The sequence below is a fragment of the Thermophagus sp. OGC60D27 genome (assembly GCF_052400625.1).
GTDB lineage: Bacteria > Bacteroidota > Bacteroidia > Bacteroidales > Marinilabiliaceae > Thermophagus.
On record NZ_JBQTGH010000002.1, the window covers coordinates 536033 to 548597 of the forward strand.

The following is a 12565-nucleotide window of genomic DNA, read 5'->3' on the forward strand; positions in this document are numbered from 1 at the left end:
CTCGCAAAATTGTAGGTTGTTTAATGTAATTTATTTAAAAACATGCCCGTAAAAATCAGATTAGCAAGACACGGACGCAAAAGGTATGCTTACTACCATATAGTAGTAGCAGATAGCAGGGCGCCACGAGATGGTAAATACATCGAGCGGATTGGTTCATACAATCCCAACACAAATCCTGCTACGATTGAACTTGATTTCGAGAAAGCCATGGAATGGCTTGGAAAAGGCGCTCAACCTACGGACACTGCCCGTGCAATTTTGAGTTACAAAGGTGTACTCATGAAAAAACACCTGCTTGATGGCGTTAAAAAAGGTGCTTTTGATGAAGCCGAAGCTGAACGTCGATTCCAAAAATGGATGGAAGAGAAAGAAGCTAAAATTCAGGCTAAAAAAGATCGCCTCTCGTCTGAAAGCGAACAAGAACGCAAAGCTCGCCTTGAGCATGAAGCTAAAATCAATGCTGAGAGAGCTGAAAAACTGGCTAAGCGTGCCGCCGAATTGGCCGCAGAGGCTGAGGCACAGCAAAAAGAAGAAGGTGCCGAAGAAGCCGGTGCTGAAGAAGCTGCTTCCGAAGAAACAACGACTGAACAAGCAGCTGCTCCTTCTGAAGAAGAAACTAAAAAAGAAGAATAGATTTTTTACTTCTTTAAAAACACAAAAAGCCGCTCGAAAGGGCGGCTTTTTGTGTTTTTATGCCTCGCTGCTTTATGATTTTTCTCCTTTTAGAATCCTCATTTGCTGCCAACCATCCTCCATCCTGCCTCCGGCATGCCGATAAAAAGAACCCCCACCGTTTGACCGGCAGGGGTAATGAAAAAGAAAATTAATTCAGATGGTCTATTCTTCTTCACTCTGAAGCAATAGTTTCAGAATATCTATGGCGGCCCGTGATACGGAGGATCCGGGGCCGAAGATTCCTACAACCCCGCAATCATACAGGAATTGATAATCCTGATGAGGAATCACACCACCGGCAATCACCATGATGTCTTCACGACCCAGTTTTTTCAACTCTTCAATCACCTGAGGCACCAGAGTTTTATGTCCGGCGGCCAGAGATGAAACACCCAGTACATGCACGTCGTTTTCAACAGCCTGGCGAGCGGTTTCAGCAGGGGTCTGGAACAAGGGGCCCATATCCACGTCGAAGCCGATGTCGGCATATCCTGTGGCTACCACTTTGGCTCCACGGTCGTGACCGTCCTGACCCATTTTGGCAATCATAATACGAGGCTGACGGCCTTCTTTTTCGGCAAATTCTTTGGCCAGGGCACGGGCTTGTTCAAACTCGCTGTCACTGCCGGCCTCTGATGAATAGACTCCGTTTATTGAATGTATCACAGCTTTATATCTTCCAACTACTTTCTCACAAGCATACGAAATTTCTCCCAAAGAAGCACGTTTTTTGGCAGCATCTACAGCCAGTTCCAGAAGATTACCTTCTCCTGTTTCTACGGCTTTGGTGATCGCTGCCAAGGCTGCCTGTACTTCCTCTTCATTACGTTCGGCACGTAATTTTTTGAGACGCTCAATCTGAGCATTACGCACTGCTGTGTTGTCGATCTCAAGGATGTCGATGGGATCTTCTTTTTCCAGACGATAACGGTTGGTACCAACGATCACCTGTTTTCCACTGTCAATTTTGGCTTGTGTACGGGCTGCAGCTTCTTCGATACGCATTTTGGGAAGACCTGTTTCGATGGCTTTGGCCATTCCACCCATCTCTTCGATTTCCTGAATGTGTGCCCAAGCCTTTTCAGCCAATTCTTTGGTCAGCGCTTCTACATAATAGGAACCTGCCCATGGATCTACTGCCTTAGTGATACCGGTCTCTTCCTGAATGTAGATCTGAGTGTTTCGGGCAATACGTGCCGAGAAGTCGGTAGGCAGTGCAATGGCTTCGTCCAGAGCATTGGTGTGCAGCGACTGGGTATGTCCCAGTGCGGCAGCCATGGCCTCGATACAGGTACGGCCTACGTTGTTAAAAGGATCCTGTTCCTGCAATGACCAACCCGATGTTTGTGAGTGGGTACGCAATGCCATTGACTTGGGATTTTTAGGGTTAAACTGCTTCACGATTTTTGCCCAGAGCATACGTGCTGCACGCATCTTGGCAATCTCCATGAAGTGATTCATCCCAATAGCCCAGAAGAACGACAGTCGGGGGGCAAATGCATCGATATTCAACCCTGACTGAACGCCTGTTCGCAGGTATTCCAACCCGTCGGCAAGGGTATATCCCAGCTCCAGGTCGGCAGTTGCACCTGCTTCCTGCATGTGGTATCCCGAAATGGATATGCTGTTAAATTTGGGCATGTTCTTCGATGTGTATTCGAATATATCGGCAATGATACGCATCGAAAATTCGGGTGGATAAATATAGGTGTTACGAACCATGAACTCCTTAAGAATATCGTTTTGAATGGTTCCACTCAGCTCTTCCAGCTTAGCTCCCTGTTCCAGCCCCGCAACAATATAAAAGGCCATGATGGGCAGTACCGCACCGTTCATGGTCATGGATACCGACATCTTATTTAATGGAATACCATCAAACAGAACCTCCATATCCAAAATGGAGTCGATGGCCACACCGGCTTTCCCCACATCACCAACCACACGTTCATGGTCTGAGTCATATCCTCGGTGTGTGGCCAAGTCGAAGGCTACAGAAAGACCTTTCTGGCCTGCCGCCAGGTTACGACGATAAAAGGCATTGGACTCCTCGGCAGTGGAAAATCCGGCATATTGCCGAATGGTCCATGGACGCATGGCATACATGGCCGAATAGGGACCCCGAAGATAGGGAGGAAGACCTGCTGCATAGTTCAGATGTTCCATGCCTTCCAGGTCCTCTTTTGAATATACGGGCTTCACGGGAATCTGCTCCGGTGTTACCCAATCCTTTTTAATGGAATGCTGTTGCTCCCAGGCTTTGGCATCAAACGAAAGCCGGTCGCTTTTGTAATCTATTTTTGAAAAATCTGGTCTCATGGTAGTAGATTTTTAGATTATTAGATGTAAGATTTAAGATTCAAGATGATCAGGAAAGTCTCTTCTGAAAGGAATAAATCATTTTTTCCAATTCGATACACTTTTCATTTATGTCGTTTAAGACCTCGGTGGTGATATATCCCAAGTCATTGGGTAATATCATTAGGGTTTGTAATTCAAAAAGAGACCCGCGGGCGACATTTAAAAAGTGATTGAAATCTTTTTTTGTTCCTTTCCCTGAACCTTCTGCAATATTTGCAACAATAGAAACAGCAGCCCTGCGAGATTGTCCTTGTAATCCATAAGTTTCTGTTGGCGGGAAAGCTTGGGACACGGTGTAGATAATTTTAACCAGCGCTCTCGCTTTTTGCCAGATTATTAAATCTCTATACTTATGGGGTTTCATTACAGTGAAAATCTGCAGTTTTTAAATCTAATAATCTTACATCTATAAATCTTATATCTTAATTATTATTGAATTTTCAACATTTTATTAAACATCTGCAATGTCTCCAGCAAGTTGGAACGTACATTTATGAAGTACTCAATGCCCTGAGCTTTCAGGTCATCGGAACAGGCGGGGGCGCCTGCCACCACAAAGATGGCTTCTCCGTTCAATGCTTTAAAGGCTGCGGGGGCTGCTTCGGCATATTCATCATCTGATGAGCAAAGCACCACGATGTCGGCTTTTGCTTCTTTTGCTGCCTCTACACCTTTTTCTACCGTGTCGAAACCAAGGTTGTCGATGATTTCATACCCGGCACAACCAAAGAAGTTGCCCGAAAACTGAGAGCGTGCCAGGCGCATGGCCAGATTGCCATAGGTCAGCATAAACACTTTCGGTCGGTTGGGGGCTTTTTCGGTGGCCAAACGGAGAGCTTCAAACTCTTCTGCGCCACGATACAACCGAATGGGTTCGATGTCGCCCGCTTCCGGTGTAGCAGAAAAGGCCTGTTCTTCATTGATCTCAGATGCCACAGATTCCAGATTGTTGGGATATTGATTGGTTCCAAGGAACACTTCTTTGCGGCGGGCCAGATCTTTTTGTCGCTTCCCGGAGATTTCTTTCACCTTCGACTGAATAAATCCGGCTTTCAGGGCTTCCAGATAACCTCCTTTGTTTTCTACCTCAAGGAAGAGCGTCCAGGCTTCATGGGCGATGCTGTCGGTGAGGTTTTCAATGTAGTAGCTTCCTGCCGAGGGATCCACAATCTTTCCGAAATAAGCTTCTTCCTTAAGCAGCAACTGTTGGTTGCGGGCAATACGCTCGCTGAAGTCACCTGTTGGACGGAACACTTTGTCGAACGGTGTTACCGTCAGAGAGTCGGTACCGCCGATGGTGGCGCTCATGGCTTCCGTCTGAGTGCGAAGCATATTCACGTAAGGATCGTAAATAGTCTTGTTCCATTCCGATGTTTCGCAATGTGTGTGCATTTTGTTGGCGCCCTTGTCGGAAGGCTTGTAAGCATCTACGATCTTGGCCCAAAGCAGGCGTCCGGCACGCAGTTTGGCGATCTCCATAAAGTAGTTGCTTCCAATGCCAAAATTGAACCGAATGCTGCGGGCTGCATCGTCGGCGCTAATGCCTTTACCGGTAAGTTGTGCCATGTATTCATTGGCCATTGCCAGCCCAAAGCCCAGCTCCTGAACAATGCTCGAACCGGCATTGGTGAAATGTTTGGCATTAACGGTCAATGGTTGGAACCGGGGCAATTCACCGCCTTCTTTTACCAACTCGGCAGCATTGTCGTAGAGTTCTTCTACCGAAACACATGCCTTGCCGTTAATGGTCAGATTTCCCAGGGGATCAAAATTGAGTGATCCTTTTACCGCTTTTAAATCGGCGTGGGTTTCGTTGAGCCACTCTTTTAAGATTGAAAAGAGTTTTTTGTTGCCGTGGGCAGTGGAAAAGTTAAGCTCCACCTTTGCCGGGTCAATGTCTTTAAGCAGCTCAGATATATTCTCTTTAGTAATCAGTGCATCACTCCCGAAGATGAAACCAAGGGCGTTAACCCCTTTATTCAGGATGTCCTGTGCTTTTGAGTGCGCCGCCTTCACGTCGTCGACTTTTATGTCCTGACGCACCAGCCACTGGTTGTCGGTTTTGGTTCCGCGAACATAAGGATATTCACCGGGAAGAGTGTTCAAGTAATCCAACCCTTTCAAGTCCTCCTCTCTGTAGAAAGGACGAACGTTAAATCCTTCATTGGTTTTCCAAACGAGCTTTCGGTCAAAGTCCGCTCCTTTGAGATCCGCTGTTATTTTCGCCATCCATTCCTCGGTAGAAACAGGTGGAAAGTCGTTAAACAACGGCTGATTTGATTTATCTGCCATAATGTAACTATTTTTTTGTGCAAGTTATCAATGGGCAAAATTAACGAAATTATTCTGGAATAGGGAACAAAGCCGTTGGGTTTGTGGAATGTTATTGAGCAGGTGGAATGAGCTCATTGATCTAATGTGCGTCTCTGGTTCTTATTCGGGAAGGATAAATGTGTGCTATAGGATGATCTTATGGATTGTCATTGTATACCGATACGTCAAATGGGAACATGCATTGCATGATCGTTCACCCCAAACAAAGAGAAATGAACCTATACCATGCGCTTCGCCCAATCAGAATTTATGACCCAGCGGGTTCCATGAATGAGTAATAGGTGAGGTAGAACAATGGAACGCTAGTTCCTCAACTTTAATTTAAGAATGCTTAGAACAGTCGATTGCTTTTGGCATAATAAACCGCCTCCGAAGTGTTCGTTACTTTCAGTTTCCTGAAGATGTTGTGTTTGTGCTGTTTTATGGTCGAGAGTGAGAGTTTTAGCTTTTCTGCAATTTCCGAATTGGTCGCTCCCTGGGTGCTTAAAAACAGTATCTCCTTTTCACGTTCTGTCAATAGGTTGTAATCTCTCAGCTCGAATCGGCGTGTGGTGGGGTTTAACCGGTATTGAATCGGCTTATTCAAATTTTGAATGAGGGCATTTCCCGACAACGAGGCATGAGAAGGCGAAACAAAACAGACGCCGGTTGTCATCCTGTTATTTTCGGTCATCTCCATCGGAACACATTTGTGGTTGATTCGTATGTTTTTCCCATCAGGTTGCTTAATTCTAAAATCGAAGGATAAATAACAGTTCTTCTTCCACTCTAATGAGGGTTTTTCATAAAAAAAGCGGAAGCCTATCTCGTTGATTTTTCTAAACAGAGGCATATCTTCCGGGGCAATGATCTTCTCATAATACGAGAATCCCATTTCCATTACTTCGTCGGGTGGATGGCCGCATAAAAATAATGGATGGTTTGAGACATATAAAAACTTCCCCTTGGTGAAATCCGCAACATAAATGCTTTGATTCATCATCTGGGAGAATATTTCGAAGATGGTCCTAATATCGGTCTTTTCTATTGTCCGGATTCCGGCCATGTTGGCACTCCCTACCGATTTAATAAGATGTTTTACAAAGGTCATAAAAAAACTACAAAAGTTTATTTCAGTGTTTAGAAGTGTCTTGATCAATAAATGAACAAAATTATTGAAAAGCAAAATAGTAAAAACTATACTAAAGTACTATTGATTTGCTTCTAAATAATGAATAACATTGCATTCGTGCTTCCAATGAGCGAATTAAAAATTTTTACCTACCCCGTTTTTTAACCAATTATGTTTGGTGTTCGGATACCCGGGGAAAAATTATGAACCCTTATTTTTTACATTCCCGGGTATCTTCTTTCTTCTGTGTGCACTGACTACTGTTGCATTGTTTTTATTTCTCCGATGTTCAGTTTTAACTTCCCGAAAATTTTTTCCGTTTCGGAGATTAATACAATACCCGATAAGTTTGTTGGTGGAAGTGAAACTTCTCCCCTTCCATTCTCTTTAGATCTTCCGGTGGTGATGTTCTTCTCGATCAACCAGGGAATTCGTTGGTTTTTGCGGGGTCATTATGGATCTGCGGCCTACGAAAAGGGCCTCCCCACCGGATCCTATTGACACGTTTTGGTTGGATTGTTATTATTGTATTGACGTTTATTTGATGTTTAACCCTTTAAAACTATTTTATTATGGTATCTTCTGTATTTCATAGTTTAAAGGTAAAGTTGTATCCCAATAATCTGTCGAATGATTCCAATGATTTTTATGCCAGAGTTGATACTGAAAAAACACTTTACACACGCGATGTCTGCCTCGCGGCAGTGACCCGTGGGGGGGCCGATTCCACGCCTGAAATGATGGAGAAAAATGTGTTGGCCTTTTTAAAGGAAATGGGCTATCAACTTTGCAACGGTTTTTCGATCAGCACCGGATATTTCTATGCTTCTACCGGCATAAGAGGACGCTTTAAAAGTGAGATGGATGCTTACGACCCGGAAAGACACTTGATTTATTTTCAGTTCAATCAGGGACCGCTTTTACGGGAGGAGAGTAAAAACATTAATGTGGAAATTGTGGGGGTGGCGGATACCGGATGCCAAATTGTGGAAATTGTAGATATCAAGAGTGGTTCGGTCAATGATTTGGTAACACCCGGCTGCAATCTTAGAATTAAAGGTTCTCGACTGAAAATTGCGGGCGACCTTGAGGAGGTGGGAATCCGGTTTATTAACGCCGACAGTGGTGAAATATTTGCTGTAGAACCCGTCGATATTATTACCAATATGCCTTCCGAAATTGTTATCCTCACCCCCAAACTGCCCGGCGGCTCTTACCGGTTGGAGTTGGGAACGCAATTTTCCGGCAATACCTCTATCCTTCTGAAAAAGCCCAAGAAAGTAACCTTCGAAGGTCGCCTGACGGTTCGATAGTTCGATGCATCTCCTCAACCTATTCCTTTGTCCTTCTTCATTATTTGGAAAGGGGCTGTTCCATTACTGGGAAAATTATGGTTCCGTTAGATGGAAAAGCACCTTTCCATTGGTCGGAAAGGAACGATTCCGTCGGGAGGAAAGACTTTATTCCGTTGGATGGAAACAGCCCATTCCAATAATCGGAATAGTGGGGTTCCGCTGAATGGAACGGAACTATTCCGTCCTTTGTCGACGAGTTACTTCGTTGATGGGTGGCCTCTGTAGGGAAGGGAAGGGGAGGGTGGTGTCGGCTGTTTTATTATTGCTTCAATGGCACAATGGTCCGACAGATCCATGGTGTGGATTCCTGCCTGTTCAAAGGATTGATAGGTGACGGATGCCGACTGTACCGGATTGAGGTTGCTGAAAATGTAATCGAGCTTGCGGTTCCAGAAGTGTTGAGATGAAGTGGAATGGGTGAAAAACGCCCGGTTGTTGCGTTGGTAAGCAGACAGAGGGATGGCCGGCGAAAAACGGTTATAAAATGGTTGCATCCACTCTTCTTCGCCCGAATAGTCGTCGGCCTCAAACTCTCCCTGGCAGGCTGAGTCGGGAAAGTCTTTAACCTTCATCGTCGCCGGTGGTAAGGTGTTGAAATCCCCTCCTATTACGAATGAGGCGCCGTAACGATCCAGCGAATCGAGGTGTTGAAACACCAGGTCGAGCTGTTTCTTCTTGGTGCCGTCGGTCGAATAGGCAGATAGGTGCGTGTTTAACAGGTGAATGGTGTCGCCGCCTATCACCGTGCAAACATCCAGCAGGTGGCGACGCAGATAGAAATAGCGTACCCAAAAGTGTTGTTCTTCGATCAGCGGCAAACCAATCCTTTGGGCATGGAATAATGGAGTGACCGAGAATATGGCGTTCCCCGAGTTCATTCGTCCTAATCCGTTGGAAGGGATGAGGTCGGCCCTCCATTGAGGGGCATAAACAGCGTAGTGAAAGTGTGTTTTGGAAAGAATCCATTCCACTTGATCAATAAAAGCACTTCGCTTACTGTTGACATCGATCTCCTGAACAAACAAAATATGGGGTTGTGTGGCACGGATGAAGTCAGCTATTCTATTAAGGTGGGTTATGACTTCCGAGGAGTCCATGATGACTCGATCGCCATGACAATCGAAAAAGAAGTCGATGCGTCCTCCACCAAACTTAATATTCCAGGTCATCACTTGGAGTGAGTCCCTCTTGGGGTTAGTCAGCGTATTTTCCCCTGCATCGGCGGTTAAGTAATAACGCACATCCGTTTCATCCAGTACGGTGTGAAAAGGATCGCACCCTGTACAGACGATTACAAGGATAGAAATGAAAGGGATTAATTGTTTCATCGCTGAATTAAAAAGATACCCAATATCAGCATCAGAATGCCGGCAATGCGGCTTAGAGAGACAGGATGAACCGCTACGTTGAAAAAGCCGTAGTGGTCGATCACCGCTGCCACAATCAACTGACCGGCGATGGAGGCGGCCAACATGGTCGTAACCCCAATTCTTGGGATCAGTAGAACTACCGAAGTGACAAACATGGCACCAATGGCACCGCCCAGAAATAAGTACCAGGGGATCGATTTCACCTCGTGAAGAGATGGGATGGAGGTGCGCAGGAAGATATTCAGGAAAATAAGGACAACAGAACCAACCATGAAGTTGGTGAGAGAGGCCTGTAACGGATGCTTCAGATAGGAGGAAAGCTGTGCGTTAATGCTGCCTTGAATAGAGAGAAAACCACCTATGAGCAAAGCTGTTAAAACAAGTACATACTTGGTCATGAACCTGAAATTTTATTTGTATGGGCGCAATTTACAACCAAGCATTCAAACGGACAAATATCACTTTTTTAAAAAGAAGGACATTTGATTGTCGAAGTTTAAATAGTATTCCCCTTTGTTCAGTCCGGCAATGTTGACCGTGTCGTTAATCCCTTTAAATACGATTCGGCCATATATATCATATATCTCGTAAAGGGTTGATCGGGTGAAGACCAGTTGTTCGCTCACTTTGTTGGAGATCAATTCGACGGGTGGTTCGTTGTTGGTAATTACAACCTCGGGAGATAGCTTTCGATTATTGAAAGAATCGGTTTGGCGCACCCTGAATCGATTTTCGCCCGAATGGAGTCGCACGGGAATTTCGTAATGGTGCTGCCCGGGGATGCCCTGGCCTGCCACTTCACCCACCTGAACCCATTTGTTCCATCGGTATTGTTCCACAATAAAAGGGAGTATTCCGGCTTCTTTGGTGGTGCTCCATCTTAAACGATTGTCTTCAACCGTGATATTAATGATTTCGAAGGTAGCTTTTGCCGCAATAACATCGGGATTCACGACCATGGGTTGGCAGCCGTCTTTGTGTTTTAATACAATATGGACAGGTGCGCCAATGGCGAAATTGTATCTTGTTAGGTCTATTTCGAAGGAACTGGAGTTGATTTCATCGGTGGTTGTCATGCCATTGACCATCACCTCATATACACAAAAACCAACCCCCGAGTCAACATACGGATTTTTGACATACAAATTATCGCCCTGGTAGGTGCCTCTCAGCTCAATTTCTCCAGCCAAACAGACCAGAGGAGAAAGACAAAAAACAAGGAACAGGCGGAATGATTTCATGGGACTGGATATGATTATTTTGACTTAACCGACTAACGCTTTGATCAGTGCAAGTTAACCAATATATGCACTACCTGCAAAATGGCAGCAGGTCTACATCCCATGTTTTACACGTTTGTCGTTATTTTTTTGACCAACAGATGTTTTTATTCAACGGGATCAATCCAGTCGCCGTATGATTTGATGAGGTCGACCAATTCGTTTACTGCTTGATCTTCGGGGATGCTTTTCCTTATCAATTCACGGTTGCGGAAGAGAGAGATTCTGCCGGGTCCGGCTCCTACATAACCATAGTCGGCATCGGCCATTTCGCCTATCCCGTTAACGATGCATCCCATAATGGCAATTTTTAATCCTTTGAGATGGCTGGTTTTTTCACGGATCTGCTGAGAGGTTTTTTGTATGTCGAACAGGGTACGACCGCATCCCGGGCAAGAGATGAATTCAGTTTTTGAGAACCGTACTCTGGATGCCTGGAGGATCCCTAATGAGGTTTGCACGACTTGATCCGGTTCTATCTGCGATGCCGCCAGTGATAGACCATCGCCATAGCCATCCAGAAAGAGAAGACCTTTGTCTGTTGCTGCTTTCAATTGGAAGTCGTCGCTGCTTTTATCTTCGTAATGTCCGTGTATAATTACCGGGTGGGTTAGCCCCAGGTTTTGCATAGCCATGAAAAAGGCTCTCTGCTCTGCTGTTGAGTTAAGGTTGTTGGATTTTAGAATTAGAACAATGTTATTTTTCGTCCGTAGGCGCATCACATTGTCATCGGTCAAGTCGGGATAGGTGATTTCAACAAATGCCGGTTCGTGGATTTGATGCCAGTCATCATTGATTGAGCATAGAGGCGCAACCTTTTGGTTAAGGTCTGTCGAACAGGACCGGTGGTCCAGTAATTTTATGGCGTTGGACAAGTTATCGGGTAAGAGATTCAACTGGTCGGGAGTGCAAACAACAATTTCAGGTGGGGTTGTGAACCGGATGTTTTTAGGTTCAGTTCCTCTGAGGTCGCTCATGACAGCTACGGCATTGTCACCGCCAATGCCCATAACGGGATGGGATTGCCGTTTCACATACGAACATGGAGAATAGTGTTGCGGATTTGTCTCGGCAATAGGGGAATGGTTGGCTTTTTCACCCATGTAATGCACCAGCATGCCGGCAACGGGGATCTCATTTTCGGGGGGTTCGGTAAGAGATACACGTATGGTGTCGCCTATTCCGTCGATGAGCAAAGCGCCGATACCAACTGCTGATTTTAACCGACCATCTTCACCGCTTCCGGCTTCCGTAACTCCCAAGTGCAAGGGGAAATGCATATTCTCCTCCCTCATCCGGTGTACCAGCAGTCGGACTGTGTGTACCATGACCCTGGTGTTGCTGGATTTTATGCTTAGAACTACATCATTAAATTGTTCTTCACGACAAATACGCAGGTACTCCATGCACGACTCTACCATTCCTTGAGGTGTGTCGCCATATTTAGACATGATACGATCGGAAAGGCTACCATGGTTCACCCCAATACGAATGGCGGTGTAGTGTTTTTTGCATTGATTGATGAACGGGATCAGCTTTTGCCGAATTTGGTCCATCCCGGCCCGATCTTCTTCACTGTCGGCTTCTATTTGTCTGAACTTTTTGGCTCCACCGGTGAAATTGCCGGGGTTGATGCGAACCTTTTCGATCAGTTGTGCCGCAATATCTGCTGCCGAAGGATTGAAATGGACATCTGCTACCAGTGGCACCTCACAACCGGAACGGGTCAAAGACTCTTTGATGCTTTTTAGATTTATGGCTTCACGGCGTCCCTGCGTAGTAATACGTACCAGCTCACCTCCGGCCTGCGCAATCTTGATCGATTGGTTAACCGTTGCATCGGTGTCCAGTGTATTCGTGGTGGTCATCGATTGAATTCTTATGGGAGAATCACCCCCAATGGTAATATTGCCAACTTTGACCGGCACCGTTTTGTTGCGTCGGTATTGGAAATAGGAATCGCAGAAATGATATTTTTGACTTTGCATCAAAGATGTATTATTATCAGGTTGACAAAATTAATAACTTTGTCGGGATTCGGGGGTAGTTTAGAGAGGTTAGTTTATTCTCGAGTGTTGT

11 protein-coding genes are annotated in these 12565 nt (G+C 45.4%); 3 read left to right on the plus strand and 8 right to left on the minus strand.

Annotated features, from left to right (window positions below; genetic code table 11):
- Nucleotides 1–42 precede the first annotated feature (42 nt).
- The gene (locus tag ACT29H_RS04360) at nt 43–636 is read left to right on the plus strand and encodes a 30S ribosomal protein S16 (protein ID WP_444820376.1); all 594 of its coding nucleotides are present in this window, start codon (nt 43–45) and stop codon (nt 634–636) included.
- A gap of 204 nt (nt 637–840) precedes the next feature.
- On the opposite strand, the gene scpA is transcribed toward ACT29H_RS04360, so the two are convergent.
- The 4 genes from scpA to ACT29H_RS04380 all read right to left on the minus strand — a co-directional run bounded on the left by scpA (nt 841) and on the right by ACT29H_RS04380 (nt 6460).
- Nucleotides 841–2994, minus strand: a complete 2154-nt coding sequence (gene scpA / locus ACT29H_RS04365; protein WP_444820377.1) for a methylmalonyl-CoA mutase — start codon at nt 2992–2994, stop codon at nt 841–843.
- Between the two features lie 49 nt (nt 2995–3043).
- Complete coding sequence (locus ACT29H_RS04370) at nt 3044–3400, minus strand: four helix bundle protein (protein WP_444820378.1); 357 nt, start codon at nt 3398–3400, stop codon at nt 3044–3046.
- A 65-nt stretch (nt 3401–3465) separates the two neighbouring features.
- On the minus strand, nt 3466–5328 hold the full coding sequence (mutA, locus tag ACT29H_RS04375; protein ID WP_444820379.1) for a methylmalonyl-CoA mutase small subunit: 1863 nt from the start codon (nt 5326–5328) through the stop codon (nt 3466–3468).
- 373 nt (nt 5329–5701) lie between these two features.
- On the minus strand, nt 5702–6460 hold the full coding sequence (locus ACT29H_RS04380) for a response regulator transcription factor (RefSeq protein ID WP_444820380.1): 759 nt from the start codon (nt 6458–6460) through the stop codon (nt 5702–5704).
- 593 nt (nt 6461–7053) lie between these two features.
- Between ACT29H_RS04380 and ACT29H_RS04385 the strand changes: the two genes are divergently transcribed.
- Both ACT29H_RS04385 and ACT29H_RS04390 read left to right on the plus strand, forming a co-directional pair.
- Nucleotides 7054–7794, plus strand: a complete 741-nt coding sequence (locus tag ACT29H_RS04385) for a DNA-binding domain-containing protein (protein WP_444820381.1) — start codon at nt 7054–7056, stop codon at nt 7792–7794.
- A 90-nt stretch (nt 7795–7884) separates the two neighbouring features.
- Nucleotides 7885–8061, plus strand: coding sequence for a hypothetical protein (locus tag ACT29H_RS04390; protein ID WP_444820382.1), 177 nt, complete (start codon nt 7885–7887; stop codon nt 8059–8061).
- On the opposite strand, the gene ACT29H_RS04395 is transcribed toward ACT29H_RS04390, so the two are convergent.
- The 4 genes from ACT29H_RS04395 to ispG form a co-directional block, all read right to left on the minus strand.
- The gene (locus ACT29H_RS04395; protein ID WP_444820383.1) at nt 8034–9164 is read right to left on the minus strand and encodes an endonuclease/exonuclease/phosphatase family protein; all 1131 of its coding nucleotides are present in this window, start codon (nt 9162–9164) and stop codon (nt 8034–8036) included. The genes ACT29H_RS04390 and ACT29H_RS04395 overlap by 28 nt on opposite strands.
- Entirely contained in the window at nt 9161–9604 is a 444-nt protein-coding gene (locus tag ACT29H_RS04400) for a DMT family transporter (RefSeq protein ID WP_444820384.1), read from the minus strand. The genes ACT29H_RS04395 and ACT29H_RS04400 overlap by 4 nt, the downstream gene beginning before the upstream one ends.
- Nucleotides 9605–9664: 60 nt before the next feature.
- Nucleotides 9665–10447, minus strand: coding sequence for a hypothetical protein (locus ACT29H_RS04405; protein WP_444820385.1), 783 nt, complete (start codon nt 10445–10447; stop codon nt 9665–9667).
- Nucleotides 10448–10593: 146 nt separating this feature from the next.
- The gene (gene ispG / locus ACT29H_RS04410; RefSeq protein WP_444820386.1) at nt 10594–12474 is read right to left on the minus strand and encodes a (E)-4-hydroxy-3-methylbut-2-enyl-diphosphate synthase; all 1881 of its coding nucleotides are present in this window, start codon (nt 12472–12474) and stop codon (nt 10594–10596) included.
- Between the last annotated feature and the right edge of the window lie 91 nt (nt 12475–12565).

Bases quoted from the DNA above. Each gene is read 5' to 3' on its own strand.
- mutA (WP_444820379.1), bottom strand. From the start codon at position 5,328: ATGGCAGATAAATCAAATCAGCCGTTGTTTAACGACTTTCCACCTGTT.
- ACT29H_RS04380 (WP_444820380.1), bottom strand. From the start codon at position 6,460: ATGACCTTTGTAAAACATCTTATTAAATCGGTAGGGAGTGCCAACATG.
- ispG (WP_444820386.1), bottom strand. From the start codon at position 12,474: ATGCAAAGTCAAAAATATCATTTCTGCGATTCCTATTTCCAATACCGA.
- ACT29H_RS04360 (WP_444820376.1), top strand. From the start codon at position 43: ATGCCCGTAAAAATCAGATTAGCAAGACACGGACGCAAAAGGTATGCT.
- ACT29H_RS04385 (WP_444820381.1), top strand. From the start codon at position 7,054: ATGGTATCTTCTGTATTTCATAGTTTAAAGGTAAAGTTGTATCCCAAT.
- ACT29H_RS04395 (WP_444820383.1), bottom strand. From the start codon at position 9,164: ATGAAACAATTAATCCCTTTCATTTCTATCCTTGTAATCGTCTGTACA.
- ACT29H_RS04390 (WP_444820382.1), top strand. From the start codon at position 7,885: ATGGAAAAGCACCTTTCCATTGGTCGGAAAGGAACGATTCCGTCGGGA.
- ACT29H_RS04370 (WP_444820378.1), bottom strand. From the start codon at position 3,400: ATGAAACCCCATAAGTATAGAGATTTAATAATCTGGCAAAAAGCGAGA.
- ACT29H_RS04405 (WP_444820385.1), bottom strand. From the start codon at position 10,447: ATGAAATCATTCCGCCTGTTCCTTGTTTTTTGTCTTTCTCCTCTGGTC.
- ACT29H_RS04400 (WP_444820384.1), bottom strand. From the start codon at position 9,604: ATGACCAAGTATGTACTTGTTTTAACAGCTTTGCTCATAGGTGGTTTT.
- scpA (WP_444820377.1), bottom strand. From the start codon at position 2,994: ATGAGACCAGATTTTTCAAAAATAGATTACAAAAGCGACCGGCTTTCG.